Below are 26,324 nucleotides of genomic sequence, written 5' to 3'. Positions count from 1 at the left end.
TGTTCGACTATCTGCATTATCACGCGACGGTGCATGAGGTGCTCGGTGTCGCGCGCGGGAGTGCACGGGTTCGCTTCGGCGGCTGCTTCGGTTTTCCGTCAGGGCCGGCGTCTTGTGGCTGCGCCTGCGCGACCACGAGCGGCGGCGCAGTTTGCGCCTGCGATGCGGAGTTTGCGAATTGCATCGCAGTCAGAGCCGTCGTCGCGAGCAGCACGAAACGAAGATTGGTCATGGTGGTGAACTTCCCCGGAAGGTTCTTTGACGAAGTGTTGGAATGAACAGCTACGCGTTAGGCCGGATTGTGGCGGGCGAAGCGGTCGCGGCCCGATTTATTTCTGCACGCAAATCACCTCACTATGGTGACGTTCATTGCGCATTCAGACGCGGGTTGCAATCGCCACACATGCGATCGCGTAGCTCACGCGCGATCCCGCGGCGAACTTGCGTCCGTCGCGGGATTGGGCGTGAGCGGTCCGTTCGGCCCGCGTGATGGAATCTCTTCAGGCATGCGGCCCGGCAATTCGTCGGGCCGTGGTGGCGAGCCGGGCTCGCGCACCGGGGGCGTGATTTCAGGCTGCGGACCACCGGGCGGGATTCCGGGCGGAGGCTCCGTTGGCGTGCCGGGAGTCGACGGCGGAATCTCGGGTGGTTCGATCGGCATCGGCATCATCGGGATAGTTGTCCAGAGGACAACAACGATGATGCCGCGCCGATGTTCCGCACCGCATCGCGCCGGGCCTGCCTTATTCCGGAGTGTGGCAGACCGCCTCGATGTTGTGGCCGTCGGGATCGAGCACGAAGGCGCCGTAGTAGTTCGGATGGTAGTGCGGCCGGATGCCGGGCGGACCGTTGTCGCGTCCGCCGGCCGCGATCGCGGCCTTGTAGAAGGCATCGACGGTGGCGCGGTCCTTGGCCGCGATCGCGATGTGCACCGGCTTGTTCATCGCGCCTTCGCCGCCGAACCAGAAATCCGGCTTGCCGTCGGCGCCGAACCCGGCCGCCGCTGCATGACCGGTCTGCTCCGCCGTGACTTCCATGATCAGGCCGTAGCCGAGCGGCGCCAGCGCCTTGGCGTAGAACGCTTTGGCGCGCTCATAGTCGGAGACGGAAAAACCAAAATGATCGATCATCGCTGGCCTCCATTGTTCGTTCTCGTCAGCGTGACAGGAACGTATTGCTCCGCGTCTTGCGCGCGATCGCAAAGCCGCGTTCGACCATGTCAGCGATACAATCCTGCTGCCATTCGCTTTGTGACAGGTGCTCGATCACCACCGCGCGCGGCCACAGCGATGGCGGTGCATCGCGGAAAAAACCGATCAGCACGCGGTCCTCGAAACCCTCGACGTCGATCTTGAGCGAATCGATTCCGGTGACGCCGGCCTCGTCGAGAATGCGTGTCAGCCGCAGCGACGGCACCTTGATGGCCTCGGCGCTCGCCGTGCCGGTGACGACGTGGGTGGCGCCGAGATTGCCGCCGCCGCTCTCGATCATCAGCTCGCCGTCGCTGTCGCCGGCCGCGGCCTGCACCAGGCGCACCTGCGTTGTCTGCGACGCGGCGTGGTTGAACGAGAGGCGTCCGAACGTCATCGGATGCGGCTCGATCGCGACCACCTTGCCCGATAGTCCCACTTGCTGCGCCATCACCAGCGCAAAGGTGCCGACATTGGCGCCGACGTCGACGAACACGCCGCCTGCCGGCGTGTGCTGGCGCAGGAAATCGAGCTCGTCGAGATTGTAGTCCGGATTGAACAGCGCGCCGCGCTCGGTCGCGCTGCCCTGGTGATAGAGCCGGAACGAGGCGCCCTGATACCGCACGTCGACCGGGCCGCTCCGCACGAGGTTCACCAGCCGCGACATCCACGGACGGAATGCGCCGCGCTTCAGCCCGGATTGTTGTGTGAGGCTGATAATCGCGGCCTGCGCCGTGTTCGGCGCAAACGCGCCGAACGGCGCGGACGAAGGGGTCTTGTCGGTCGTCAAGCAGGCGGTCCTCGTTACGGGCGGCGCATGCATAGCCGGTTTTGACGGGGACTCCAATCTTCACGAGAGGGCTACGATGTCATGCTGCCTTCTTCGGCGCCTTCCTTTGCCGCAGGAAACGCCCGAGCAGCCTGCGCTTGCCCTTGCGCGGGATCAGCTCGATGTCGCTGACGAGCTTGGCGCCGCCCTTGCGGCGCTCCAGCACGATCTTGCGGCTGTGAAAGGCTTCCAGCTCGGCACGATGCGCGACGCTGACGATGGTCGCCTTCGGCAGCTCGTCGGTGACCATCTGCATCATCTTGTCCTGGCTCTTCTCGTCGAGCGCCGAGGTCGCCTCGTCCAGCACGACGATGTCGGGGTTGTGCAGCAAGAGCCGCGCGAAGGCGAGGCGCTGCTTCTCGCCGCCGGACAAGGTCTGGTCCCAGGGAGCTTCCTCCTCGATCTTCTCCTTGAGATGATCGAGGCCGACCTTGTGCAGGGCCTCGCCGATCTCTTCGACGGTCCAGTCCTCTTCGGCGCCGGGATAGGCGACGGCGCGGCGCAGCGAGCCTGAGGGCACGTAGGGCCGCTGCGGCAGCATGAACAGCCGCCGGTCGGGATGGAAATTTACGCTGCCGCCGCCCCACGGCCACAGGCCAGCGATGGCGCGCACCAGCGTGCTCTTGCCGGTGCCTGATTCGCCGGCGACGAGGAGCCGCTCGCCAGGCTCGATCACCACTTCGGTCTCGCCGACCACGGCGGTGCCGTCATCCAGCGTGACCGAAAGATCCTTCATCTCGAGCATGGCGTCATTGCTGGTCTCGCCGCGCTTGATGCGGCCGAGACCGTCGCCCTGCTCGGCGCGCTCGAGGCCATCGAGCGACATCATCAGCGAGGCGATGCGGCGCGCGCAGGCGTTCCAGTCGGCGAGCCGCGGATAATTGTCGACCAGCCAGCCGAATGCGCTCTGCACGATGGTGAAGGCGGAGGCGGCCTGCATCACCTGCCCGAGGGTCATGCTGCCGTCGAGGAATTTTGGCGCACAGAGCAGGAGAGGGACCACGGGCGCAACGAGGCTCGACCCTTGCGATACCAGCGTGGTGCGCATGTGCTGGCCAGCGAGCCGCGCCCATTGCCGCAGCACGCTGGTGAAGTTGCGGTCGATGCCGCCGCGCTCTTCCTCCTCGCCGCCGAGCAGCGCGATGCTCTCGCCGTTCTCGCGCACGCGCGTCAGCGTGTAGCGGAAATCGGCCTCGGCCTGGTTCTTGTCTTCGGACACCTGCACGAAGCGCCGGCCGATCACCAGGATGGAGCCGGAGGCGATTCCCGCATAGAGCATCGCCGCGATGACGAGGAAGCCCGGAATGGTGATGCTGGAGCCGCCGAGCGTGACGGTGAGCGCGCCGCCGATGGTCCAGAGCACGACGATGAAGGTCGCAGCCGACAGCAGCGCGGCCGTCACGCCGGCGACGAAATCGACAGGAGAGTCGGTCGCGACGCGCAAATCCTCGGCGATGCGGTATTCGGGATTCTGGTGATCGCCGCCGACGAGGTTGAGCTGATAGTAGCGTCCGTTGGCGAGCCACCGCGTCAGCACGCTCGCCGTCAGCCAGGCCCGCCAGCGCCGCTGAATGCCCATCCGCGCGAACACTTGCGCCACACCGAGCACGATGCTGCCGATCGCGAGCGGGAAGAACATCGCGGTGAGATGAAAGACGCTCGCCGCATCGCGCTTCTCGATGGCGTCGAAGATCGCGCGATTCCAGACATTGATGCCGTATTGGAAGCCGACGGTCAGGACGATCAGCACGCCGAGGCCGATCGAGAGCGGCCAGGCGAGGCGGTCGCCCTTGCGACCCCAGAAGCCGCGCGCGCTGATCCAGAAGCGTGTCAGCAGGTAATCCTTGCGGACCTGCTCGGCCTCCTCGGGTGACAGCTCGGGATCGGGCTCGATCAGCTCCGGAGGCGGTGCTGCCACGTCATCGCCGTTCTCGCCTTTGATCTCGACAATGGGCGGCTTCTTGCCCTGATCGCGCTTTGCGGCCCGCTTGTGCATGCGCGGACAACGCAAAGGAAATCAAACGGTTCCCGTCGGTTCCGAGCGCCGAATCACTCGGCGGCGCCGTCCCGGACGCGCCGGATCCGGGCCGCCCGATGCAGAACGCGCGACAATTCCTCGATCGAATAGGGTTTTTGCACGAGATCGAAGCCGGCCACGCCGTCTTGTGACAGCGCCTGGCTGTAGCCGGTGGTCAGCACGATCGGCGCGTCGATGCCGCGGTCGCGGATGGCCTGCGCCAGATCGAGTCCGGTCATCCCGGGCATGACAACGTCCGAGAACACGACGTCGAAGCGATCGGCGTCGACGACGAGCTCGGCGAGCGCGTCGGTGGCATTGTCGACCAGCGTGATGCTGTAGCCGAGCTCGGTGAGACCGTCGGCGGCGAAATTGGCAAGCTCGATATTATCCTCGACCACCAGCACCGACATGCCGCTGCCGGCCACCGCCGGCGCCGTGTTGGGCGCCTGCCGCTGCGGCAGCAGGTCCGGCGGCACCCGCGGCAGATAGAGTGAGAAGGTGCTGCCGTGCCCGACCTCGCTCGTGACCGTCACCTCGCCGCCGGATTGCCGGGCGAAGCCGAACACCTGGGACAGGCCGAGGCCGGTGCCGTGGCCAACCTGCTTGGTGGTGAAGAACGGCTCGAAGATGCGCCCCAATCGGGCGGCGGGAATGCCGATGCCGGTGTCGCTGACGGTCACGCTGATGAAGCCATGGTGTCCCGGGATCTGGCCGTCCGGGGCGCCGGCCAGCGTGTCCGGAACGGTCGTCGCGGCCTCGACCTTGAAGGTGATCCGGCCCTTGCCCTGCATGGCATCGCGCGCGTTGGTCGCCATGTTGATCAGCGCCGTCTCGAACTGGCCGGCATCGGCACGGACGAGGCAGGGCTCCGCGGGCAGGCGCATGGCGATCTCGATGGCCGGCCCCAGCAGGGGCGCAAGCATGTCGTGCAGCGCCTGCATTCGTTCGCCGACGTCGAACACCTCCGGCTTCAAGGTCTGACGCCGCGCAAAGGCGAGCAGCTGCGAGGTCAGCTTGGCCGCGCGGGCCACGGCGTCTGCAATGGCGGTGATGTAGCGCTGGCGCCGCTCCTCCGTCAGCTGCGGCCGGTTCAAAAGGTCGACCGAGGCGCGGATCACCGTCAGCAAATTGTTGAAATCATGCGCGACCCCGCCGGTGAGCTGCCCGAGCGCCTCCAGGCGCTGGCTGTGCTTGAGTGCCTCCTCGGCCTCACGCCGCTTTGCGGCCTCGGCTTGAAGGTGCTGGGTGCGCCGCAAGGCCAGCGCCAGCAACAGAAACAGAAGTGCGGTGGCGGGAATGCCGAACACAAGATGCTGGCCGATGGTGGCGAACCAGCGCGCGCGGATCGCCGAGGTTTCGAGCCCGGCGCTGACATAGATCGGGTATTCCGCGATGCGCCGGTAGCCGATGCGCCGCTCGATCCCGTCCGACGGCCAGGCGACGGTGATGAGGCCGTGCTCGGGGCGCGCCGCGATTTCGCGGCCGACCGGTCCGGTCGGATCGAGCCGAAGGTCGCGGTCGAGCCGCGGGAAATGCGCAAGCAGCATGCCGTCGGTGCGTCCCATCGCGAAGAAGCTGCCGGCATCGGAACCGATGCGCGCATAGAAACTGTCGAAATATTCGGGGAGGACCGAGGCCTGGATCACCCCGATGAAGCTGCCGTCGTCGGAGTCGCGGCGGCGGCTCACCCCGAAGAAGCGCGCGCCCTGATAGGGCGGGCGGGGCGTCAGGGCCGTGCCGATGAACGTGCCGATGCTCTGGTCGATATGGGCATAGAAGTAATTGCGGTCCGCAAAGCTCAACTCCGGCGGTGGCGAGGCGAGGCTGTTGACCAGCGCTTTTCCGTCCGCGTCGAAGATCCAGGCCGATTTGAGTTGTGGCAGCGAATCGGTCAGCCGCTTCAGGCGGCGATGCAGCGCCGGCTCGCGGGCGCGGATGGTGTCGTCGGGTAGGCCGCGGACCACCTCGTTGAGCTCGGCAAGGCTGCGATCGATGGTCTCGAACACCTTCAGCGCGTGCTCATGCACGACGTCGAGCGTGCGCTCGATCTCCCGGTCGGCGATGTCGCGGGTCGATGTGTAGGAGATCGTTGCGGCGATGGCGAACAGAGCAATCGGCAGCGCCAGGGATGCCGCCATCATCCACTGCAACAATCTCAGCGAGTTGCGTTGCGCCCTCTGCACAGTCGCTCCGTCCCTGACGGGAGCTTAACTGAATCTGGCGCGGGGAAGGAAGCAGCTTATGCTGGAACCGAAGGTTGCGATCTAAAAATTTGCCCGCACGGCGGGTCGGAGAAAATTCTCCTCGAATTGACTCCGATCCCAGAATGTCCCGGCCGGTCTGGCCGGGACGCAAAGCATGACTTCGTCTCAGATCTGCCGTTCGACCATCTTGAGCTTGAGCTCGGCGATGGCTTCCGCGGGGTTCAGTCCCTTCGGGCAGGCTTTGGCGCAGTTCATGATGGTGTGGCAGCGGTAGAGCCGGAACGGGTCCTCGAGATTGTCGAGCCGCTCGCCGGTCGCTTCATCCCGCGAATCGGACACCCAGCGGTTGGCCTGGAGCAGGGCGGCGGGGCCGAGATAGCGGTCGCTGTTCCACCAATAGCTCGGGCAGGAGGTCGAGCAGCAGGCGCACAGGATGCACTCGTAGAGGCCGTCGAGCTTCTCGCGGTCCTCGTGGGTCTGGCGCCATTCCTTCTGCGGCGTCGGCGAGGTCGTCTTCAGCCACGGCTCGACCGACGCATACTGCGCGTAGAAATTGGTGAGGTCGGGGACGAGATCCTTCACGACCGGCTGGTGCGGCAGCGGGTTGATCTTCACCGCGCCGTCCTTGACGTCATGCATCGAGCGGGTGCAGGCCAGCGTGTTCTGGCCGTCGATGTTCATGGCGCAGGAGCCGCAGACGCCTTCGCGGCAGGAGCGGCGGAAGGTCAGCGAGGGGTCGATGTGGTTCTTGATCCAGATCAGGCCGTCCAGCACCATCGGACCGCAATCATTGGTGTCGACGTAATAGGTGTCGACGCTCGGATTCTTGCCGTCGTCCGGATTCCAGCGATAGACGCGAAACTCGCGAACCTCGGTCGCGCCCGCGGGCTTCGGCCAGGTCTTGCCGCCGGAAATCTTGGAGTTCTTCGGAAGTGCGAATTCAACCATTGCTCTAACCTTTCGTCATTCCGGGATGGTCCGAAGGACCAGACCCGGAATCTCGAGATTCTCAGGTGCGCAATTTGCGCACCCCAGTTCGATGCTGCGCATCGCCCCGGAATGACGGCTAATATTCGATCAGTACACGCGCGCCTTGGGCGGGATGTACTGTACGTCGTTGGTCATGGTGTAGTCGTGAACCGGACGGTACTCGATCTTGACCTTGCCGGCATCGTCCAGCCAGGCCAGCGTGTGCTTCATCCAGTTCTTGTCGTCGCGCTCGGAGAAGTCCTCGCGCGCATGGGCGCCGCGGCTCTCGGTGCGGTTGGCGGCCGAGTTCATCGTCACCACCGCCTGCGAGATCAGATTGTCGAATTCCAGCGTCTCGACGAGGTCCGAGTTCCACACCAGCGAGCGGTCGGACACGGCGATGTCGGTGATGCCGCTGTGGACCTTCTCGATCAGGTTCTGGCCTTCGCTCAGAATTTCGCCGGTGCGGAACACCGCGCAATTGTTCTGCATCACGTGCTGCATGCCTTCGCGCAGCTTCGCGGTCGGCGTGCCGCCGGAGGCGTAGCGGTAATGGTCGAGGCGGCCGAGCGCGAGCTCGGACGAGTACGCCGGCAGCTCGGGCTTCTTGGCGTTCGGCGTGAGCTTTTCGGCGAGGCGGAGCGCCGCGGCGCGGCCGAACACGACGAGGTCGATCAGCGAGTTGGAGCCGAGGCGGTTGGCGCCGTGCACGGAGACGCAGGCGGCTTCGCCGATCGCCATCAGGCCGGGGATGATCGCGTTGTCGTCGCCGTCCTTCTTGGTCAGGACTTCGCCGTGATAGTTCGTGGGGATGCCGCCCATGTTGTAGTGCACGGTCGGCACGATCGGGATCGGCTCGCGCGTCACGTCCACATTGGCGAAGATCTTTGCGGATTCGGAGATGCCGGGCAGCCGCTCGGCCAGCACCGCGGGATCGAGATGGTCGAGGTGCAGGAAGATGTGGTCCTTCTTCTTGCCGACGCCGCGTCCTTCACGGATCTCGATGGTCATCGCGCGCGAGACGACGTCGCGCGAGGCGAGGTCCTTGGCCGACGGCGCATAGCGCTCCATGAAGCGCTCACCTTCGGAGTTGACGAGATAGCCGCCCTCGCCGCGCGCGCCTTCGGTGACGAGACAGCCCGAGCCGTAGATGCCGGTCGGGTGGAACTGCACGAACTCCATGTCCTGCATCGGCAGGCCGGCGCGCAGCACCATGCCGCCGCCGTCGCCGGTGCAGGTGTGCGCCGAGGTGCAGGAGGCATAGGCGCGGCCGTAGCCGCCGGTCGCCAGGATCACGGTCTGGGCACGGAAGCGGTGCAGCGTGCCGTCATCGAGCTTGAGCGCGATGACGCCGCGGCAGGTGCCCTGGTCGTCCATGATCAGGTCGATGGCGAAGAACTCGATGAAGAACTCGGCCGCGTGGCGCAGCGACTGGCCGTACATCGTGTGCAGCATGGCGTGACCGGTGCGGTCGGCGGCGGCGCAGGTGCGCTGCGCCTGGCCCTTGCCGTAATCCATGGTCATGCCGCCGAACGGGCGCTGGTAGATCTTGCCGTCCTCGGTGCGCGAGAACGGCACGCCCCAATGCTCGAGCTCGTAGACCGCCTCGGGCGCGTTGCGCACCATGTATTCGATCGCGTCCTGGTCGCCCAGCCAGTCCGACCCCTTCACGGTGTCGTACATGTGCCAGCGCCAGTCGTCCTTGTGCATGTTGCCGAGCGAAGCGGAGATGCCGCCCTGCGCCGCGACCGTGTGCGAGCGGGTCGGAAACACTTTCGTGATGCAGGCGGTACGAAGACCCGCCTCGCCGCAGCCGACCACGGCGCGCAGGCCGGCGCCGCCGGCGCCGACCACGACGACGTCATAGGTGTGGTCTTCGATCGGGTAGGCCTTGCCGTTGGTGGCGGGAGCGCCGTTGCCCTTGCCATTCGTCTCGTTGGCCATGGGTTACACTCCGGATGAAAGTTTGAGGATCGCGTAGATCGAGGCGAGCGCCACGGCGATCGAGAAGAAGTTGTTGAGCATGACCGCGGTGAGCTTCAGCTTCTCGTTATGGACGTAGTCCTCGATCACCACCTGCATGCCGATCTTCATGTGCAAGGCACTGGCAAAGATGAAGAGGAGCAGGATCACCGCGACGGGAATGGAGCTCAGAGTCTGCGCAGCGTAGACCTGGTTGCGACCGAGCAGCATCATGATGATCACCAGCCCTGGGATCATCAGCAGCGTCATGGCGACGCCGGTGATGCGCTGGCGCCAGAAATCGGACGTGCCGGAATGCGCGGCGCCGAGATTGCGGACGCGGCCGAGCGGGGTGCGCATGCTGCGCTTTGGCGTATCGGTCCCGCTCATCGTCCGCCTCCGATCGCATAGGCGATGATCCAGACCAGCACCGTCAACGCGATGCCGCCGATCAGTGCGCCCCAGGTCAGTGCTTCCCGTTCATTGGCCTTGAAGCCGTAGCCGAGATCCCAGATGAAATGCCGGATGCCACTGAGCATATGGTGCATCAGCGCCCAGGTGTAGCCGAACACGATCAGCCGGCCGATGATGCTGCCGGCGAAGGCCTGGACCTGGGCATAGGCGGCCGGGCCGGAGGCCGCGGCAACCAGCCACCAGACCAGCAGCAGGGTTCCGACATAGAGGGCAATGCCGGTGGCGCGATGGACAATGGACAGGGCCATCGTCAGCGTCCAGCGGTACACTTGCATGTGTGGGGAGAGCGGTCGTTCGATCCGTGCGGTCATGGGCTTTGATGTTGTATGGCGGCCCAGCAGGGGGCGCGCGGGGATCGGAAGGGTCGGCTCTATTTACGGAGTCGATTTCGCCGGCGCAATCACCAATTCGCCATAAATCGAACAGCGGTTCAGCTCTAGAGCCTTGATGAAACAAGGCCAATCAGGGGCTTGGTATACCAGAGCCTGAGTGCGCCAAGAAACTACTGAACAAAAATTCATTTCTTTTGGGCCACTGAGGTACATTGAAATTACTATTGGAACGCCTCTAAGCGAACGGGCTGGTACGTCGTTCGAGCCAGCGGGTTCATGACGACGGAAGCGACCTGGGCCAACTCCAATGCCATCGCCAATTCCGCCATGCGCACTGATTTTCCGTGCGACGGCGGATATGCGCAGCCTGCATCCCACCCAAGACGGCCGACGCGGCGTGTCGACCCGCCAAGTCAGATCTCCTACAGCTGGACCAGCAGCCGAATCCGACCTTTCGGAGGTGTTGCGGGGCAGACCGGGTGATTGCAGGTCTTGAAATCAAGGAGATCATCGAGCTCGCGCTGTTGCTGATCGCAACGGGCGCGCTTTCGGGATTTCTGGCCGGCGTGTTCGGCATCGGCGGCGGCGCGATTCTGGTGCCCGTGCTCTACGAATGTTTCCGCATCGTTGGCGTGCCCCTGGAGGTGCGGATGCCGCTCTGCATCGGCACCTCGCTTGCCATCATCATCCCGACCTCGCTTCGCTCGTTCCAGGCGCACTACCGGCGTGGCGCGGTGGACATGGCGATCCTCCGCCTCTGGTGGCTGCCGATCGTCCTCGGCGTCATCGCCGGCAGCGTGGTGGCACGCTACGCGCCGGAGCGGCTGTTCAAGATCGTCTTCGTCTGTGTCGCCTACGCCGCTGCGGCGCGGCTGATCTTCGCGCGCGAGACCTGGAAGCTCGGAGGTGACATGCCGAAGGGATTGTTGATGCGCGCCTACGGCTTCTGCGTCGGCATCCTCTCGACCTTGATGGGCATCGGCGGTGGCCTGTTCTCCAATCTCTTGATGACCTTCTACGGCCGTCCGATCCACCAGGCGGTCGCGACCTCGTCGGCGCTGGCGGTGCTGATCTCGATCCCCGGCGCGCTCGGCTACATCTATGCCGGCTGGCCGGCGGCGGCGACCTATCCGGCGGTCGCAGCGCTGCAAATCCCGTTCGCACTCGGCTACGTCTCGCTGATCGGCGCCGTGCTGGCGATGCCGATGAGCCTCGTCACCGCGCCGCTCGGTGTGAAAGCCGCGCATGCGATGTCGAAGCGGACGCTGGAGACCGCGTTCGGGTGCTATTTGTTTATCGTCGGCAGCAGGTTCGTGATGAGTTTGGTGGGCGGGCAGTAGTCGCCGCAAGCTCCGTCATTGCGAGCGCAGCGAAGCAATCCAGGCTGCCTCCGCGGAAAGATTCTGGATTGCTTCGTCGCAAGGGCTCCTCGCAATGACGGCGAGAGAACGGGGCCCCTCACCTCTTCGCGTAGATATCCTTGTACGTATCCCGCAAAATGTTCTTCTGCACCTTGCCCATCGTATTGCGCGGCAGCTCGTCGACGACGAAGACGCGCTTGGGCATCTTGAATTTTGCCAGCCGGCCGTCGAGCGCCTTCAGCACCGCGGCTTCGGTGACGTCAGCGCCCTTGTTGCAGACCAGGACGGCCGTGACGCCCTCGCCGAAATCGGCATGGGGCACGCCGATCACGGCGGATTCGATCACGCCAGGCATGGCGTCGATCTCGCTCTCGATCTCCTTCGGATAGACGTTGAAACCACCGGAGATGACGAGATCCTTGCCGCGGCCGAGAATGTGAACGTAGCCCTTGGCGTCGATCTTGCCGAGATCGCCGGTGATGAAGAAGCCGTCGTCGCGGAATTCAGCCTTGGTCTTCTCCGGCATGCGCCAGTAGCCCTTGAAGACGTTCGGGCCCTTCACCTCGATCATCCCGATGTCTTCGCGAGGCAGCTCTTTCCCGGTCTCGGGCTCGGTCACGCGCACTGAGACGCCGGGCAGCGGAAAGCCGACGGCGCCGGGCACGCGCTCGCCGTCGTAAGGATTCGACGTGTTCATGTTGGTTTCGGTCATGCCATAGCGCTCGAGCACGGCATGGCCGGTGCGCGCCGACCATTCGCGGTGGGTCTCAGCCAGCAGTGGTGCCGAGCCCGAGATGAACAGCCGCATGTGCTTTGTGGTGTCGTGCGACAGCGCGGAATTTTGCAGAAGCCGCGTGTAGAATGTCGGCACGCCCATCAGCACGGTTGAGCGCGCCATCAGCTTGATGATCAGGTCCGGATCGAGCTTCGGCAGGAAGATCATCGACGCCCGCGCGAACAACGTCACGTTGGTCGCAACGAACAGGCCGTGGGTGTGATAGATCGGCAGCGCGTGGATCAGCACGTCCTTGTCGGTGAACCGCCAATAGCCCACCAGCGAGAGCGAGTTCGACGCGAGATTGTCGTGGCTGAGCATCGCGCCCTTGGAGCGGCCTGTGGTGCCCGAGGTGTAGAGGATCGCGGCGAGATCGTCATTTGCCCGCGCCACGGTCGCGAACTCGCTGCTCGCCTTGTCGGCGGCGTCCGTCAGCGAGCCTTTGCCGTCAGGCCCAAGCGTCTCGACCTTGGCATTCACCTTGGCAGCGATCGGGGAGAGCCCTTCCGCCTTCGAGGGATCGCAGACTACGAGCGACGGCTCGGCATCGCCGATGAAGTAATCGAGCTCGTTCAGCGTGTAGGCCGTGTTGAGCGGCAAATAGACCGCGCCGGCCCGCACCGTGGCGAGATACAGCACGATGTTGGCGACGGACTTTTCGACCTGCACCGCGACCCGGTCGCCCGGCTTCACGCCGCGCGCGACCAGCACATTCGCCATTTGCCCCGCTCGCGCGATCAAATCGCCATAGCTGATATGGGCGCCGTCATGCGTCTCGATCGCGAGGCGCTTGGGATCGTTCAGGCCGTCGAACAGGCGGGAAAACAGGTTGGCGTTGGCAGCTGGGTTCATGCAAGATTTCCTCGACCGCAGGGACTTGTACAACAAGGCTTGTTGGACAAGGCCGGTCAAAACCGAGGGCTGGATTAGCAAAAACCGCCCCGATGAAGCAACGGAGACAGTTTGCATGACCAAGAACGGGAAACGCGTGGCCTGGGTGACGGGTGGTGGCAGCGGGATCGGGGAGGCCGGCGCCGAGGCGTTAGCTGCCGACGGTTGGACGGTAGTGGTGTCCGGCCGGCGGAAGGACGCCCTGGACACCGTGGTTGCGAAGATCACCAAGGCCGGCGGGGCGGCCGAGGCCATTGCCCTGGATGTCTCCAACGCCAGTGCGGCCCAGAAGGCCGCCGATCAGATCGTCGCAAAGCACGGCCGCATCGACCTCCTGGTCAACAATGCCGGCATCAATGTCCCCAAGCGCAGCTGGAAGGATATGGAACTGGACGGCTGGGACAGGCTGGTCCAGGTCAATCTCAACGGCGTGCTCTACTGCATGCACGCGGTGCTGCCGACAATGCGCAAGCAGCAGGACGGCGCCATCATCAACGTTTCGTCCTGGGCCGGGCGCCACGTCTCGAAGATGCCGGGCCCGGCCTACACCACGACCAAGCATGCGGTGCTGGCGCTGACCCATTCCTTCAACATGGACGAATGCGTCAACGGCCTGCGCGCCTGCTGCCTGATGCCGGGCGAGGTGGCGACGCCGATCCTGAAGCTGCGCCCGGTGGTGCCGAGCGAGGACGAGCAGGCCAGGATGCTGCAATCCGAGGATTTGGGACGCACCATCGCGTTCATCGCGAGCATGCCGGCCAGAGTGTGCATCAACGAAGTCCTGATCAGCCCGACCCACAATCGTGGTTTCATCCAGACGCCGAACAACAGGGATTGAGACGGTACTGTCTCAACGGGCTCACTGCCGTAGGGTGGGCAAAGGCGCGAAGCGCCGTGCCCACCATCTCTCTCCGCATTTCCGTTTGGTGGGCACGCTGCGCTTTGCCCACCCTACGGCATCGTTTGCTTGGTGCACGTTCGCCCACCACACGAACATCCCCTCCCATAGTTTCACGCATCACAAAGAATTTTTCCCCGAAACCGCATCGCGAACCCTCCCGTAATTCGGTCCAACGACGGCACTGCTGCATCACCTCTCAAGTGTCGCAGCCGCCGTTGTTGCCCCAACCCAACACCGGCCATCGCCGGTAGCAATTCAATCGGGAGACTTTCCATGTCGAAGCGCATTGCCTATCTCGCCGCCGCCGCCTTCAGCGCCCTGGCCATCACCGCGACCGTCGTCGCGCCCGTCCGCGCCGAGGAAAAGACCGTCATGGTCGGCGGCGCCGCGATGTTCCCGTCCAAGAACATCGTCCAGAACGCGGTCAACTCGAAGGACCACACCACGCTGGTCGCAGCGGTCAAGGCGGCGGGCCTGGTTCCGACGCTCGAAAGCAAGGGCCCGTTCACGGTGTTCGCGCCGACCAACGCCGCCTTCGGCAAGCTGCCGGCCGGCACCGTCGACAATCTGGTCAAGCCCGAGAACAAGGCCACGCTGACCAAGATCCTCACCTACCATGTCGTGCCCGGCAAGCTCGAGGCCTCCGACCTCACCGAGGGCAAGAAGCTGAAGACCGCCGAAGGCGAGGAACTGACGGTCAAGAAGATGGACGGCAAGACCTGGATCGTCGATGCCAAGGGCGGCACCTCGATGGTGACGATCTCCAACGTCAACCAGTCGAACGGCGTCATCCATGTGGTCGACACCGTGCTGATGCCGGCGTCGTAACACCGCGCGATCCTGTTTCATCCCCGACAGGATGCTTCGAGACGGCGAGCCGGGGGTGCCCGGCTCGCTTTATTGTGACCACATTAGCCTGACGGCATCGATTCGATGGCGAGCATGGCGTAACGAAGACGGACGGCCCGGCGTATAATCCTGACACACGATCCCCAGGACGGAACCATCATGGCGAGCCTCACAGTCACCGACGAGCAGGTCAGGGCCAATCCGGCCAAAGTGATCCAGCCAGCCTGGGTCCGGGTCATGCACTGGGTCAACGCCCTCGCCATGATCCTGATGATCCTGTCGGGCTGGCAGATCTACAACGCCTCGCCGCTGTTCGGCTTCAGTTTTCCGCGCGAGTATACGCTGGGTGGTTGGCTCGGCGGCGGCCTGCTCTGGCATTTCGCGGCGATGTGGCTGCTGATGATCAACGGCCTCGCCTATCTCGTCACGGGCTTTGCCACCGGCCGGTTCGCCAAGAAGCTGCTCCCGATCACGCCATCAGGTGTGCTCCACGACGTCAGGGCTGCCTTGACCTTCAAGCTCGGCCATGACGATCTCAGCGTTTACAATTACGTGCAGCGCCTGCTCTACGCCGGCATCATCGTCGTCGGCGTGCTGATCGTGCTCACGGGGCTCGGCATGTGGAAGCCGGTGCAGCTCTATTACCTTGTCGCACTGTTCGGCGATTATCCGACCGCGCGCTACATCCACTTCTTCTGCATGGCTGCGATCTGCGCATTCCTCGTCATCCACGTCCTGCTCGCGCTGCTCGTGCCGAAGAGCCTGCGCGCCATGATCATCGGTCGCTGAGGAGGACAACATGGCGAAGCGTTCATTCCTGATCCCCGGCGTCGACAAGCGGCTCCTGATCAAGGACTCCATCAAGACGATGCCTGACGTCACCCGCCGCCGCTTCATCGCTGGTGGCGCCAGTCTCGGCGCCCTGACGCTGCTGACCGGCTGCGACGTCATCGACAGCTCATCCGCCGAGGAGATGCTGAAGCAGGTGTCGAAATTCAACGACGCGGTGCAGGCCTTCATCTTCAATCCCGACGCGCTGGCGCCGACCTTTCCCGAAAGCGCGATCACAAAACCGTTCCCGTTCAACGCCTATTACGATCTCGACGACGCGCCCGATGTGAACGGTGCCGACTGGAAGCTCGAGGTGCGCGGTCTCGTCGACAACAAAAAGTCATGGACGCTGGACGAGCTCTACAAGTTGCCGCAGGTCACGCAGGTGACCCGCCATATCTGCGTCGAAGGCTGGAGCGCGATCGGCAGCTGGACCGGCGCGCCCTTGCGCGATTTCCTAAAACTGATCGGCGCCGACACGCGCGCGAAATATGTCTGGTTCCAGTGCGCCGACAAGGATGGCTATAACTCGCCTTTGGACATGCGCAGCGCGCTGCATCCGCAGACGCAGATGACGTTCAAATATGCGAACGAGATTTTGCCGCGCGCCTACGGTTTCCCAATGAAAATCCGCGTGCCCACGAAACTCGGTTTCAAGAACCCGAAATACGTACTCTCGATGGAAGTCACCAACGACTACAAGGGCGGCTATTGGGAAGACCAGGGCTATAATTCGTTTAGCGGGAGCTAGGCGCGCTGCCGTAGGGTGGGCAAAGCGCAAGCGTGCCCACCAACATTGTATCCGTGACCATGGTGGGCGCGACGCTGGACATGATCGCTGCAGCGGTCCTATTTTGTGGACTGCATGAGCTTGAATCCAGCGACCAGAATGAACATCAAGAAATGGCTGGCAGCGTCGCTGATTTGCGTTGCGGCGATGTCTGCGCTGGTCGACGGCCTTTTCTTTTGGCGCGGCATATACGCAAGGCCCGTAACCGATGCTTTTGCAGACACCCTGTTGGCGTTTTTGCTCATCATGTGGATCGTGATTGACCAGCGAGATCACCCACAAGTCGAGCGGCCGTTCGACTACGGATTTCTCCTCGGGGTGTTCTGGCTGCCGTATCTGCCTTACTATCTGTGGCGAACGAGGCGTGTGGCCGGACTATGGATGTTGGCCGGCTTCCTCGGCTTGTTCTCGCTGGGATTCTTCGTTCAGCTGGCGATATGGTCGGTTCTCGTCATGTATCCGCGGTAGTCGCTGTGTTGGGCACGGCGCTGCTCGCCTTTACCCACTCTACGACACCGTCGATTTGGCTGGCCCCACCTTCCGCTGGCACAGCGCCGCAACCGCTCCCAGCGCCAGCAGCGCCGCCGACACATTGAGTGCGTAACTCAGGCTCCCCAGCGCGTCCGTGATCGCGCCGACCACGATCGGGCCGAGCGTCTGGCCGACGCCGAACGAGATCGTCATCGCCGCGATTGCGGTCGGCCACACCTCCGGCGGGTAGTTGAAGCGGACGAAGGCGGTGGTCGAGCCGACCACGGCGAAGAAGGCGACGCCGAACACCACCGCGGAGATCGCGAGCAAGGCCGGCGAATGTCCTAACATCGGCAGGGCCGCGCCCAGCGCGTTGGTGCCGAGAATGATGGCCGTGGCAAGCCCGCCGCGATCGAGCGCCAGCACGCCGCGCCAGGCCCAGGGCGTGACGAAAGCGCTGAGCCCGATCAGGCTCCAGAACGCCGCCTGCGCCGCGGCCCCGCCGCCACCGTCGCGCACATAGGCGATCATGAAGGTCATGTAGGCGATGTAGCCGGCGCCAAACAGGAAGTAGCCGGCGAGATAGATCAGCACGGGGGCAATCGCGAACGCGACGTGGCTACCTTCGGAGAAGCGGACGCTGCTCTCGATGCGGATCAGGAACAGCGGGATCGTCATCGCGACCGACAGCAGCGTCAGCGCCCACCACACGATCCACCACGAGCCCGGCCCGAAATATTGCAGCGTGAACGGGGCGATCAGCCCCGAAGACAGAATGCCGATGCCGGGCCCGGCATAGAACAGGCTCAGCAGGAAATTGGCCCGCTCGGGGCGTGACTGGGCGATGGTCGCAGCCAGCGCGCCGCCGGCGACGAAGCCGGCTGCGGCGCCGAGACCCAGGACCAGGCGTGCCAGGCTCAGCGCAACGAAATTCCCCGTCAGCGCGCAGGTGGCGAGTGCGGCGACGCAGGCCAAAGTTCCCAAGCGGATTGCCGCCGCCCAGCCGACGCGCTGGATCAGGCGGGATGCCACAAGCGCGCCCACCAGATAGCCGACGGCGTTGATAGTGTTCATGAAACCCGCGGCCGAGTAGGACCAGCCGAGATCCTCCCGCATGTCCGGCAGCACCAGCGCATAAGCAAAGCGGCCGATTCCCAGCCCCACCGTCGCCGCCAGCGACAGGGTCAGGATCAGCCGCGCAGGATGTGCGTCGGGCGGGGGGCGATCAGGGGCGTGCAAGGGATACTCCGGCAGCCTGCACTGTGGCAGGACCCGCTCGCCTTGCACAGCCGCGCGGCGGCAATGGTGTCTTGCCAAGCGCGCAACGCCGCTCTAGCACTCCGGCCGACCTGTCATTCCGGGGCGCGCTCCTGGCGCGAACTATGATGCGCAATTGCGCATCTGAGAATCCATACTCCCGATGGTGGTTATGGATTCCGGGCTCGCTCGCTTTGCTCGCGCCCCGGAATGACGAGGGTAGACAAGAAGGATCCGACCATGGCGACCCACAAACTGCTGCTGCTTCCCGGCGACGGTATCGGCCCGGAGGTGATGGGCGAGGTGAAGCGGCTGATCGACTGGCTCAATTCGGCCGGGATCGCCAAGTTCGAGACGGATAGCGGCCTCGTCGGCGGCTCCGCCTATGACGCGCACAAGGTGTCGATCTCCGAGGGCGACATGGCCAAGGCGCTGGCCGCCGACGCCATCATCTTCGGCGCGGTCGGCGGCCCGAAGTGGGATGCCGTTCCTTACGAGGTGCGCCCGGAAGCCGGCCTGCTGCGCCTGCGCAAGGATCTCGCCTTGTTCGCGAACCTGCGTCCCGCGGTGTGCTACCCGGCGCTGGCCGAGGCCTCGAGCCTGAAGCGCGAGGCGGTCGAGGGCCTCGACATCATGATCGTGCGCGAGCTCACCGGCGGCGTCTATTTCGGCGAGCCCAAGACCATCACCGATCTCGGCAACGGCCAGAAGCGTGCCGTCGATACCCAGGTCTACGACACCTATGAGATCGAGCGCATCGGCCGCGTCGCCTTCGAGCTTGCCAGGAAGCGCAAGAACAAGGTGACGTCGATGGAGAAGCGCAACGTCATGAAGTCGGGCGTGCTCTGGAACGAGGTCATGACTCAGGTCCACAAGCGCGAATATCCCGATGTCACGCTCGAACATCAGCTTGCCGATTCCGGCGGCATGATGCTGGTGAAATGGCCGAAGCAGTTCGACGTCATCGTCACCGACAATCTGTTCGGCGACATGCTGTCCGACATCGCGGCGATGCTGACGGGATCGCTCGGCATGCTGCCGTCGGCCTCGCTCGGCGAGGTCGACGTCAAGAGCAAGAAGCGCAAGGCGCTGTATGAGCCCGTGCACGGGTCGGCGCCTGATATCGCAGGCCAAGGCCTCGCCAATCCCATCGCGATGATCTCGTCCTTCGGCATGGCGCTGCGTTATTCCTTCGACATGGGCGCTCTGGCCGACAAGGTCGACGCCGCGATCGCCGCTGTGCTCGCCAGCGGCCTGCGCACCGCCGACATCAAGTCTGAGGGCACTACCGCCGTCTCGACCACGCAGATGGGCGAGGCGATCCTGAAGGAATTGCAGAAGCTGCACGCGTAAGGCTTGCACCGCTCAGTGGGCTCCGATCCGATCGAACGGCGACCCAGCTCGGGCGGCCACCCGGGCTGGGCCATTCATTCCTCACGGAACGGCTCAATATAATCGATCGCCCTAATACAAGGGTGGGCAAAGGCGCTCTTGCGCCGTGCCCACGATCTCTCTCAGTCGCAAAAAATGGGTGGGCACGCTTCGCTGTGCCCACCCTACAGCACCTCCCGAAACGAGAAAGGCCGGGCGTGAGCCCGGCCATTTTGATTCGCTACTGAGCTGCTCAGTACAGCGGGAAATTCTGCGGATAGCCGCCGACATCCTGCGGCGGCGAGAGCGGCTGGCGGTCGATCGGGCGGTTGAGATTCTCGCGGGCGAAGGACGGGTAGCCTACGGCCGGCGGGAAAGCGTAATCAGAGAACTTGCGGTCGCCCGGATTGACCTCGGTGCCGCCGTCGAGCCAGGAGCGCTTGCTGACATAGATGCGGGTGCGGCCCTGCTGGTACACGGAGTTGGGACCGCTGGGACCGTAATAGTGCCGGCCGCGCTCGTCATAGCGCTTGGTCTTGTTGTCGGCCGAGGCCGGCGTCGCCAAACCGATGACAGAGGACATGGCAATCACGGCGCCCGCTGCAAACAAGGTCGCCAATTTGGCAGAGAATTTCGAGCTCATCACGTCCCCTTCAAGCGGCGCACCGCCAGTCGATTTCATCCCATACTAGCCCGGCCGGGGTGAGCGCAACTAGGTCTATTGGGTCACACCAGCTCGGAATAATCGTGCGCGCCGGCAAAAGTTGCATCAATACCAGCCACTTGAGCCTGATGCGGCCTACAGCGCCCCGCGCAATTGAGCGTTCGCGACGCCCAGCAGCCAGTCCGGTGAGCCCGCGAGGTCGCAAGCACGGCGCTTCAGCTCGGCATGGGCGAACAGGTCCGCCAGCTTCGGCTCGTTGCCGGAGGTCAGCAGCGTCAACCGGTTGAGCGTACAGGCGATGGCCGCGCGCTGGGCGGGCAGGGTGTCGCCCTGGCAGGAGAAGCCGGAGATTTGCAGCGCGGGCTCCTCGCTGCGCTTGAGGTAGCCGAGGCATACCCGTGCTCCCTCCGCTGCGGCGACCGGCCGGAACAGGGCGACGGGGCCGAATTTGGTCCCGATCAGCCCGGCTTGCTCGAGCGCGCTGGCCGCGCTCAGGCCCATCTGGGCGGCGAGGTCCGCGGTTGCCGGACGTGTGACGTCGAATTCGCCGCCTTCCCGGTAAATATCGAGCTCGGCCAGCACCTGGTCGGCGTCGCCGGTCCAGCGCATGACGTCCCTGCGGCCGCCTTCGGGATGCCTGAAGATAGTGTAAGAGGCTGTTTTTTCTGATGAATCGAGCCTGCTGAGGGCGAAGGCCGGACGTGAGCGGTCGGCCACACTCCAGCCCGGTCGCGGCGTCGGCTCATCGTCGCGGAGATCAGGCAGCTGGCCGAGCGCGGCAAGGCCGAGGATGCAAAGCAGGGCGAGCGCCCCCACATAAGCGAACAGGCGCGCCAGCGTGCCGACGACCTCGTCGGCGAAGGCTGCAAGCGCCAGATGGATCTGGGTGGGGCTAACGGCCGTGCTGGCCTCAGGCGACTGCATCCACGTCCCTAAGGCATGGTCCAACGTTGTCTTGAGGCCGGTTCTCGCATAGAAGCGCTGCTCTTCCTGTTTAAGCGTCAGCTTCGGGAACGGGCTTTTTCATCGGAGAGTGAACGATGGGTTACAAAGTCGCAGTCGTCGGCGCGACCGGCAATGTCGGACGGGAAATGCTCAACATTCTGGATGAGCGCAAATTCCCGGCGGACGAGGTCGTGGCCCTGGCGTCACGCCGCAGCGTCGGCGTCGAGGTCTCCTATGGCGACCGTACCCTGAAGTGCAAGGCGCTCGAGCATTACGACTTCTCCGACATCGACATCTGCCTGATGTCGGCGGGCGGCGAGGTGTCGAAGGAATGGTCGCCGAAGATCGGCGCCGCCGGCGCGGTCGTGATCGACAATTCCTCGGCCTGGCGCATGGACCCGGACGTGCCGCTGATCGTGCCGGAAGTGAACGCAGCTGCGACCGAAGGCTTCAAGAAGAAGAACATCATCGCCAACCCGAACTGCTCGACCGCGCAGCTCGTGGTCGCGCTCAAGCCGCTGCACGACAAGGCGATCATCAAGCGCGTCGTGGTCTCGACCTATCAATCGGTCTCGGGCGCCGGCAAGGACGGCATGGACGAGCTGTTCTCGCAGACCAAGGCCGTCTACACCAACCAGGAGCTGGTCAACAAAAAATTCCCGAAGCGCATCGCCTTCAACGTCATCCCCCACATCGACGTCTTCATGGAGGACGGCTACACCAAGGAAGAGTGGAAGATGATGGCGGAGACCAAGAAGATCCTTGATCCCAAGATCAAGCTCTCCGCCACCTGCGTGCGCGTGCCCGTCTTCGTCGGTCACTCCGAAGCCGTCAACATCGAGTTCGAGAATCCGATCAGCGCGGACGAAGCCCGCGACATCCTGCGCAAGGCGCCCGGCTGCCTCGTCATCGACAAGCAGGAGCCCGGCGGCTACGCCACGCCGTATGAAGCCGCCGGCGAGGACGCGACCTACATCAGCCGCATCCGCGAGGACGCGACGGTGGAGAATGGCCTCGTGCTGTGGTGCGTGTCCGACAACCTGCGCAAGGGCGCTGCGCTCAACGCGATCCAGATCGCGGAAGTGCTGATCAACCGCAAGCTGATCAGCGCGAAGAAGCAGGCGGCGTAAGACAGGCGAATAGGGAGTAGCGAATGGCGAATGGGGATTCCATTCGCTACTCGCCATTCGCTATTCGCTATTCGCGCGCGTTCCTGAATTCCTTCGCAACCTTGTCGAGCACGAACAGCGATCCCTCCGCGACGCCGAAATAGGCGCCGTGGGTCTGCATCTGGCCGCTCTCCACGGCCTTGCGCACGAACGGGAAGGTCATCAGGTTTTCGAGGCTGCGGAACACGGCGGCCTTCTCGATGCGCTCGACGAACTGCGCCATCGTTTCGTGGTCGCGCTGCTCGACCACTTCGCCCGGCTTGATGAACATCTGCATCCATTTGCCGATGAAGTCGCCGGGCGTGAGCGGCTCGATCTTGTCGACGAAGGCGCGGATGCCGCCGCATTGCGCGTGGCCGAGGACCACGATGTGCTTCACCTTCAACACCGTCACGGCATATTCGAGCGCGGCCGAGACGCCATGTGCGTTCTCGTCGGGCTGATAGGTCGGCACCAGATTGGCGATGTTGCGGACCACGAACAACTCGCCCGGACCGACGTCGAAAATCACTTCGGGTGAGACGCGGCTGTCGCAGCAACCGATCACCATCACCGGGGGCGACTGCCCCTTCACCGAGAGTTCGCGGTAGCGGTTCTGCTCGGTCGGCAGCCGCTGGGTGGCGAAGGCCCTGTAGCCTTCCAGCAAATGCTCTGGGAATACGATCATGGCCTATGCCTAAACATATACCGTCGGGGCGAACAAGCCTTTCGAATAGGCAGGCCAGGTGCTATCGCCTCCGGTCAAGAACCGCCTAGGGAAACCGGAAGGAACGCTTGCATGACCCGCCCGCGCCGCAGCCATCTGTTCATGCCCGGCTCCAATCCCCGCGCGCTGGAAAAGGCGCGCAATCTTGCCGCCGACGGCTTGATCCTCGATCTCGAGGATTCCGTCGCCCCCGACGCCAAGGCGGTCGCGCGCGATGGCATCGCCGCTGCGATCGCTGCCAAGGGTTTTGGCAGGCGCGAGATTTTGATCCGGACCAACGGCCTCGACACGCCGTGGTGGGCCGATGACGTCGCGATGGCCGCCAAGGCCTCACCGGACGGCATCCTGGTTCCAAAAGTTTCAAGCATCGAAGATCTCGACGCCATCGGCCGTCGCCTCGCCGAGCTTGGCGCGGCGCCGACCGTGAAGGTCTGGGCCATGATCGAAACCGCGCGCGCCGTGCTCCATGCCGAAGAGCTGGCGGCCGCCGGGCGCGATCCCACGACGCGCCTCTCCGGTTTCGTGTTCGGCCCGAACGACATCTCGCGCGAGACGCGCATCAAGATGCTGCCGGGCCGCGCCGCGATGATCCCGATGATCACCCATTGCATTCTGGCGACGCGCGCCCATGGCCTCGAAATTCTCGATGGCCCCTACAGCGACATCGCCAATTCCGATGGCTTTGCCACCGAATGCGCGCAGGGCCGCGACCTCGGCTTCGACGGCAAGACGCTGATCCATCCCTCGCAGATCGAGGCCTGCAACGCGATCTTCACGCCGCCCGAAGAAGACATCGCGCGTGCGCGAAAAATCATCGCGGCGTTCGAACTGCCGGAAAACGCCTCGCGCGGCGCGATCCGTCTCGACGGTGCGATGGTCGAGCGCCTGCACGCCGACATGGCGCGGCGCACGATCGCAATCGCGGACGCGATCGCGGCGATGGGCAAGGGCTGAAGTTCATCAAGCGCTCGCTGGTCCGCTTCAGCTCCGCGAATTGAGCCCGATCAGTTTCTTGAACCGTTCGGCGGCGGCATGGCCGAGATCGGTCCAGTACTCCGATGAAAGGGGTCCATGCCTGCGGCAGGGGTTCACGCCGGCGAGGCCGACGAGGATCGGGTCTATTGCATCGTGAGCTGTGAAGCTCTGCGCGCCGATGAGCTTTTGCGCGCAGACGGTGCCGACAAGGGCATCGCCGCGCAGCGTGGTCCCGAGGCTCACGTCCCACAGGCGGGCAGTCCCGTCCGAGGATGCAGTGAGCACGCGCTTGCCGTCGGGACTAAAGACGGCCGTGTTCAGGCCACGACCATGTCCGTCGATCCCACGAAGAGTTTGGCCGCTTCCGGCATCCCAGATCTGCGCGGTGTGGTCATTCGAGGCCGTGACGATGCGCAATCCGTCCGGGCTGAACGCGGCGCTCGAAACCAAGGCGGTGTGGCCGTTGAGCTCGTGCAGCATCTCGCCGGTTTCAACGTTCCATACCCGGGCAAGGCCACTGGACTCGGCGGTGACGAGGCGTTTGCCGTCCGGACTCAACGCCGTGCTCCACACCGACGTGCCGCCAGGGCTTGTGATGTCTCGCACCAGCGCTCCGGTCGCGGTGTCCCAGACGCGGGCGTGGTCTTTGGTTCGATCGGCGATGCGCCGACCATCGGCGCTGACGGCGGGAGAGCCATAGCTGCCATCGTTATTCTTCAGCTCACGCACCAGCGTGCCGCTGCGTGCGTCCCAGATCGCCGCGTGCTTGCTGAAGATGAGGACGACATGCGTGTTGGTGCCATCGGCCAAGAACCTCGCACCAAAGATGCCGCTGTCGTTGCGCAGTTCGCCTCGAGGCTCACCTGTCGCGGCATCCCAGATGCGGACCATATTCTCGGACAGCGTCAGGATGAGCGTATCGTCGGGACTGAAGGTTGCTTGGTCGACCTGGCTGTTGTGGGGCAGCTCACGGATCATCGTCCCACTGGCGACGTCCCAGATGCGGGCAGTCTTGTCGGCCGATGCCGTGATCACGCGCGAGCCGGTCGAGTCGAAGGCGGCAGCCATGACAGGGCCGTCATGATGGAGCGGCCGCGATCCCTCCGACACATCCCATATGCGCAGTGTGCGGTCGAGCGACCCGCTGACGATGCGACCGTCGCTGCCGAATGCGACGCTCGTGACGTCATCGGCATGTCCCCTGAGCTCGCGCAGCGACTCGCCGCTGGCAATATCCCACAATCGTACAGTCTTGTCCGCTGACGCCGTGACGAGGGTTGACCCGTCCGCGCTGAACGCAACAGCCTCGACCTCGGCATCATGGCGCGGGAATTCTCCGACGAGCTTGCCGGTGGCTGTCTCCCACACTCGCGCGACCCGATCGCCCGCGCCGGTGGCGACTTGCGTTCCGTCCGGACTGAATGCAACGGCACGAATGTAGTCCTTGTGGCCGGTCAGCTCGCGCAGCAACGTGCCGTTGTCGGTGTCCCAGATCTGGGCTGTTTCCATTCCAGTGATGATGGCGCGCGTGCCGTCGCTGCTGATCGCCGCATTCACGACGTAGCGAGCTTTACCCTTGAACTCTCCGACGACCTTGCCGCTGGCGAGGTCCCACATCTGAGCTTGTCCGAATCCCTTTACGACCAGGACCCGTGTCCCGTCGGCACCAAACGCCACGCCGGCGAGCGGGCGCGTGATGTGGTTGACGTTGGTGGCAATCTTGATCTCGCCCAATGGCGCGCCGCTGACGGCATCCCAGGAACGCACAACGCCAATAGTGGCACTCGATGATGTCGTGAGGACGCGCCTGCCGTCGGGGCTGAATGCGACGCGACCGACCCCACCTTCATGCTTGAGTGCGTGCAACAGCTCGCCGCTTCGCGCGTCCCACACCCGAGCCGTTCGATCCGACGAGCCGCTGACAATGCGCGTGCCGTCGGCACTGATGGCAACGCTGTTGACTGCATCCGTGTGTCCTGACAGCACACGTTGCAGTCTGCTGAGCTGTGCCGCGCCGGCGAGCTTCGCCTCGAGGCCCCCGACCTCGCGGGTCGACCAGCCCAGGGCCACCGGTGAACGTCCCGGTGGTGGCAGGCCCTCCACGGCGATCCGCATGGCCGTGTCGTACCTTTTCTCGGCAATGGCGCGATCTGCCGCGCTCGTCATTACCAATGTCTCGCGACGATCCGTCTCGCGCTGCTGCCACAGGACGTAGCCCGCGCCGGTGACGACGAGCAGTGCGATGCCGGCGAGCGCCCAGGCGCTTCGTCGCTGGAAACGCCGCGTGCGCGCGATGGCGGCGCGTTCCTTCTCGATCTCGCCGGTCTCGAACAGGCGGCTGGCATGGACATAGGCGCGCTGCAGCTCGGTCGGGTCCGGCGCGCCCTT

24 protein-coding genes and 1 pseudogene are annotated in these 26,324 nt (G+C 64.4%); 10 read left to right on the top strand and 15 right to left on the bottom strand.

Annotated features, from left to right (window positions below; genetic code table 11):
• Nucleotides 1–278: pseudogene (locus MOV74_RS08260) on the top strand (hypothetical protein); the annotation flags it as partial.
• A gap of 140 nt (nucleotides 279–418) precedes the next feature.
• On the opposite strand, the gene MOV74_RS08255 reads toward MOV74_RS08260, so the two are convergent.
• The 9 genes from MOV74_RS08255 to sdhC form a co-directional block, all read right to left on the bottom strand.
• Nucleotides 419–661 carry a hypothetical protein gene (locus tag MOV74_RS08255; RefSeq protein WP_246919927.1) on the bottom strand — a complete coding sequence of 81 codons (243 nt, stop codon included), beginning with the start codon at nucleotides 659–661 and terminating at the stop codon, nucleotides 419–421.
• A gap of 82 nt (nucleotides 662–743) precedes the next feature.
• Nucleotides 744–1,130, bottom strand: a complete 387-nt coding sequence (locus tag MOV74_RS08250) for a VOC family protein (protein ID WP_246919926.1) — start codon at nucleotides 1,128–1,130, stop codon at nucleotides 744–746.
• Nucleotides 1,131–1,155: 25 nt separating this feature from the next.
• Nucleotides 1,156–1,980 carry an FkbM family methyltransferase gene (locus MOV74_RS08245; protein WP_246919925.1) on the bottom strand — a complete coding sequence of 275 codons (825 nt, stop codon included), beginning with the start codon at nucleotides 1,978–1,980 and terminating at the stop codon, nucleotides 1,156–1,158.
• 79 nt (nucleotides 1,981–2,059) lie between these two features.
• Entirely contained in the window at nucleotides 2,060–4,015 is a 1,956-nt protein-coding gene (locus MOV74_RS08240; RefSeq protein ID WP_246919924.1) for an ABC transporter ATP-binding protein/permease, read from the bottom strand.
• A gap of 53 nt (nucleotides 4,016–4,068) precedes the next feature.
• Complete coding sequence (locus tag MOV74_RS08235; RefSeq protein ID WP_246919922.1) at nucleotides 4,069–6,222, bottom strand: hybrid sensor histidine kinase/response regulator; 2,154 nt, start codon at nucleotides 6,220–6,222, stop codon at nucleotides 4,069–4,071.
• Nucleotides 6,223–6,408: 186 nt separating this feature from the next.
• Entirely contained in the window at nucleotides 6,409–7,191 is a 783-nt protein-coding gene (locus tag MOV74_RS08230) for a succinate dehydrogenase iron-sulfur subunit (RefSeq protein WP_246919920.1), read from the bottom strand.
• Nucleotides 7,192–7,320: 129 nt separating this feature from the next.
• Nucleotides 7,321–9,156, bottom strand: coding sequence for a succinate dehydrogenase flavoprotein subunit (gene sdhA / locus MOV74_RS08225; protein ID WP_246919917.1), 1,836 nt, complete (start codon nucleotides 9,154–9,156; stop codon nucleotides 7,321–7,323).
• A gap of 3 nt (nucleotides 9,157–9,159) precedes the next feature.
• A complete protein-coding gene (gene sdhD, locus MOV74_RS08220; RefSeq protein WP_246919916.1) occupies nucleotides 9,160–9,564 on the bottom strand; it encodes a succinate dehydrogenase, hydrophobic membrane anchor protein in 405 nt (134 codons plus the stop codon).
• Nucleotides 9,561–9,959 carry a succinate dehydrogenase, cytochrome b556 subunit gene (gene sdhC / locus MOV74_RS08215; protein ID WP_246919915.1) on the bottom strand — a complete coding sequence of 133 codons (399 nt, stop codon included), beginning with the start codon at nucleotides 9,957–9,959 and terminating at the stop codon, nucleotides 9,561–9,563. Before sdhC ends, sdhD begins: the two co-directional genes overlap by 4 nt.
• 500 nt (nucleotides 9,960–10,459) lie before the next feature.
• Between sdhC and MOV74_RS08210 the strand changes: the two genes are divergently transcribed.
• Complete coding sequence (locus tag MOV74_RS08210) at nucleotides 10,460–11,320, top strand: sulfite exporter TauE/SafE family protein (protein WP_246919914.1); 861 nt, start codon at nucleotides 10,460–10,462, stop codon at nucleotides 11,318–11,320.
• Nucleotides 11,321–11,438: 118 nt separating this feature from the next.
• Here the strand turns inward: MOV74_RS08210 and MOV74_RS08205 are convergent, their stop codons facing one another.
• Nucleotides 11,439–12,968: a malonyl-CoA synthase gene (locus MOV74_RS08205; RefSeq protein WP_246919913.1), complete on the bottom strand. Its 1,530-nt coding sequence runs from the start codon at nucleotides 12,966–12,968 to the stop codon at nucleotides 11,439–11,441.
• A gap of 115 nt (nucleotides 12,969–13,083) precedes the next feature.
• Here MOV74_RS08205 and MOV74_RS08200 point away from each other — a divergent pair, with 115 nt between their 5' ends.
• The 5 genes from MOV74_RS08200 to MOV74_RS08180 all read left to right on the top strand — a co-directional run bounded on the left by MOV74_RS08200 (nucleotide 13,084) and on the right by MOV74_RS08180 (nucleotide 16,846).
• Nucleotides 13,084–13,845 carry an SDR family oxidoreductase gene (locus tag MOV74_RS08200; protein WP_246919912.1) on the top strand — a complete coding sequence of 254 codons (762 nt, stop codon included), beginning with the start codon at nucleotides 13,084–13,086 and terminating at the stop codon, nucleotides 13,843–13,845.
• A 336-nt stretch (nucleotides 13,846–14,181) separates the two neighbouring features.
• On the top strand, nucleotides 14,182–14,736 hold the full coding sequence (locus MOV74_RS08195; protein ID WP_246919911.1) for a fasciclin domain-containing protein: 555 nt from the start codon (nucleotides 14,182–14,184) through the stop codon (nucleotides 14,734–14,736).
• Between the two features lie 180 nt (nucleotides 14,737–14,916).
• A complete protein-coding gene (locus tag MOV74_RS08190) occupies nucleotides 14,917–15,546 on the top strand; it encodes a cytochrome b/b6 domain-containing protein (protein ID WP_246919910.1) in 630 nt (209 codons plus the stop codon).
• Nucleotides 15,547–15,556: 10 nt separating this feature from the next.
• On the top strand, nucleotides 15,557–16,339 hold the full coding sequence (locus MOV74_RS08185; protein WP_246919909.1) for a molybdopterin-binding protein: 783 nt from the start codon (nucleotides 15,557–15,559) through the stop codon (nucleotides 16,337–16,339).
• 138 nt (nucleotides 16,340–16,477) lie between these two features.
• Nucleotides 16,478–16,846 carry a hypothetical protein gene (locus MOV74_RS08180; RefSeq protein ID WP_246919908.1) on the top strand — a complete coding sequence of 123 codons (369 nt, stop codon included), beginning with the start codon at nucleotides 16,478–16,480 and terminating at the stop codon, nucleotides 16,844–16,846.
• A 39-nt stretch (nucleotides 16,847–16,885) separates the two neighbouring features.
• On the opposite strand, the gene MOV74_RS08175 is transcribed toward MOV74_RS08180, so the two are convergent.
• Nucleotides 16,886–18,088, bottom strand: coding sequence for a YbfB/YjiJ family MFS transporter (locus MOV74_RS08175; RefSeq protein ID WP_246919906.1), 1,203 nt, complete (start codon nucleotides 18,086–18,088; stop codon nucleotides 16,886–16,888).
• A 258-nt stretch (nucleotides 18,089–18,346) separates the two neighbouring features.
• Between MOV74_RS08175 and leuB the strand changes: the two genes are divergently transcribed.
• On the top strand, nucleotides 18,347–19,459 hold the full coding sequence (leuB, locus tag MOV74_RS08170) for a 3-isopropylmalate dehydrogenase (protein ID WP_246919903.1): 1,113 nt from the start codon (nucleotides 18,347–18,349) through the stop codon (nucleotides 19,457–19,459).
• Between the two features lie 271 nt (nucleotides 19,460–19,730).
• On the opposite strand, the gene MOV74_RS08165 is transcribed toward leuB, so the two are convergent.
• Together MOV74_RS08165 and MOV74_RS08160 are read right to left on the bottom strand one after the other, a co-directional pair.
• Nucleotides 19,731–20,120, bottom strand: coding sequence for a hypothetical protein (locus MOV74_RS08165; RefSeq protein ID WP_246919902.1), 390 nt, complete (start codon nucleotides 20,118–20,120; stop codon nucleotides 19,731–19,733).
• A 156-nt stretch (nucleotides 20,121–20,276) separates the two neighbouring features.
• Nucleotides 20,277–21,065: a hypothetical protein gene (locus MOV74_RS08160; RefSeq protein ID WP_246919900.1), complete on the bottom strand. Its 789-nt coding sequence runs from the start codon at nucleotides 21,063–21,065 to the stop codon at nucleotides 20,277–20,279.
• Nucleotides 21,066–21,181: 116 nt separating this feature from the next.
• Between MOV74_RS08160 and MOV74_RS08155 the strand changes: the two genes are divergently transcribed.
• On the top strand, nucleotides 21,182–22,216 hold the full coding sequence (locus MOV74_RS08155) for an aspartate-semialdehyde dehydrogenase (protein ID WP_246919899.1): 1,035 nt from the start codon (nucleotides 21,182–21,184) through the stop codon (nucleotides 22,214–22,216).
• Nucleotides 22,217–22,283: 67 nt separating this feature from the next.
• Here MOV74_RS08155 and MOV74_RS08150 read toward each other — a convergent pair whose 3' ends face one another.
• The gene (locus MOV74_RS08150; protein WP_246919898.1) at nucleotides 22,284–22,922 is read right to left on the bottom strand and encodes a carbonic anhydrase; all 639 of its coding nucleotides are present in this window, start codon (nucleotides 22,920–22,922) and stop codon (nucleotides 22,284–22,286) included.
• A 111-nt stretch (nucleotides 22,923–23,033) separates the two neighbouring features.
• Here MOV74_RS08150 and MOV74_RS08145 point away from each other — a divergent pair, with 111 nt between their 5' ends.
• Entirely contained in the window at nucleotides 23,034–23,915 is an 882-nt protein-coding gene (locus MOV74_RS08145; RefSeq protein ID WP_246919897.1) for a CoA ester lyase, read from the top strand.
• A 27-nt stretch (nucleotides 23,916–23,942) separates the two neighbouring features.
• On the opposite strand, the gene MOV74_RS08140 is transcribed toward MOV74_RS08145, so the two are convergent.
• The gene (locus MOV74_RS08140; protein ID WP_246919896.1) at nucleotides 23,943–26,102 is read right to left on the bottom strand and encodes a WD40 repeat domain-containing protein; all 2,160 of its coding nucleotides are present in this window, start codon (nucleotides 26,100–26,102) and stop codon (nucleotides 23,943–23,945) included.
• Nucleotides 26,103–26,324 lie beyond the last annotated feature (222 nt).

It is taken from the genome of Bradyrhizobium sp. SHOUNA76 (assembly GCF_023006445.1).
Classification (GTDB): domain Bacteria; phylum Pseudomonadota; class Alphaproteobacteria; order Rhizobiales; family Xanthobacteraceae; genus Bradyrhizobium.
This window is presented reverse-complemented; position numbering and strand designations above follow the sequence as displayed.

What these genes read in the sequence shown, in the direction of transcription:
- MOV74_RS08150 (WP_246919898.1), bottom strand. Translation starts at nt 22,922, where the DNA reads ATGATCGTATTCCCAGAGCATTTGCTGGAAGGCTACAGGGCCTTCGCC.
- MOV74_RS08240 (WP_246919924.1), bottom strand. Translation starts at nt 4,015, where the DNA reads ATGCACAAGCGGGCCGCAAAGCGCGATCAGGGCAAGAAGCCGCCCATT.
- MOV74_RS08165 (WP_246919902.1), bottom strand. Translation starts at nt 20,120, where the DNA reads ATGAGCTCGAAATTCTCTGCCAAATTGGCGACCTTGTTTGCAGCGGGC.
- MOV74_RS08205 (WP_246919913.1), bottom strand. Translation starts at nt 12,968, where the DNA reads ATGAACCCAGCTGCCAACGCCAACCTGTTTTCCCGCCTGTTCGACGGC.
- MOV74_RS08185 (WP_246919909.1), top strand. Translation starts at nt 15,557, where the DNA reads ATGGCGAAGCGTTCATTCCTGATCCCCGGCGTCGACAAGCGGCTCCTG.
- MOV74_RS08180 (WP_246919908.1), top strand. Translation starts at nt 16,478, where the DNA reads ATGAACATCAAGAAATGGCTGGCAGCGTCGCTGATTTGCGTTGCGGCG.
- MOV74_RS08140 (WP_246919896.1), bottom strand. Translation starts at nt 26,102, where the DNA reads ATGACGAGCGCGGCAGATCGCGCCATTGCCGAGAAAAGGTACGACACG.
- MOV74_RS08160 (WP_246919900.1), bottom strand. Translation starts at nt 21,065, where the DNA reads ATGCAGTCGCCTGAGGCCAGCACGGCCGTTAGCCCCACCCAGATCCAT.
- MOV74_RS08200 (WP_246919912.1), top strand. Translation starts at nt 13,084, where the DNA reads ATGACCAAGAACGGGAAACGCGTGGCCTGGGTGACGGGTGGTGGCAGC.
- sdhC (WP_246919915.1), bottom strand. Translation starts at nt 9,959, where the DNA reads ATGACCGCACGGATCGAACGACCGCTCTCCCCACACATGCAAGTGTAC.
- sdhA (WP_246919917.1), bottom strand. Translation starts at nt 9,156, where the DNA reads ATGGCCAACGAGACGAATGGCAAGGGCAACGGCGCTCCCGCCACCAAC.
- leuB (WP_246919903.1), top strand. Translation starts at nt 18,347, where the DNA reads ATGGCGACCCACAAACTGCTGCTGCTTCCCGGCGACGGTATCGGCCCG.
- MOV74_RS08145 (WP_246919897.1), top strand. Translation starts at nt 23,034, where the DNA reads ATGACCCGCCCGCGCCGCAGCCATCTGTTCATGCCCGGCTCCAATCCC.
- MOV74_RS08230 (WP_246919920.1), bottom strand. Translation starts at nt 7,191, where the DNA reads ATGGTTGAATTCGCACTTCCGAAGAACTCCAAGATTTCCGGCGGCAAG.
- MOV74_RS08195 (WP_246919911.1), top strand. Translation starts at nt 14,182, where the DNA reads ATGTCGAAGCGCATTGCCTATCTCGCCGCCGCCGCCTTCAGCGCCCTG.
- MOV74_RS08250 (WP_246919926.1), bottom strand. Translation starts at nt 1,130, where the DNA reads ATGATCGATCATTTTGGTTTTTCCGTCTCCGACTATGAGCGCGCCAAA.
- MOV74_RS08255 (WP_246919927.1), bottom strand. Translation starts at nt 661, where the DNA reads ATGCCGATCGAACCACCCGAGATTCCGCCGTCGACTCCCGGCACGCCA.
- sdhD (WP_246919916.1), bottom strand. Translation starts at nt 9,564, where the DNA reads ATGAGCGGGACCGATACGCCAAAGCGCAGCATGCGCACCCCGCTCGGC.
- MOV74_RS08155 (WP_246919899.1), top strand. Translation starts at nt 21,182, where the DNA reads ATGGGTTACAAAGTCGCAGTCGTCGGCGCGACCGGCAATGTCGGACGG.
- MOV74_RS08190 (WP_246919910.1), top strand. Translation starts at nt 14,917, where the DNA reads ATGGCGAGCCTCACAGTCACCGACGAGCAGGTCAGGGCCAATCCGGCC.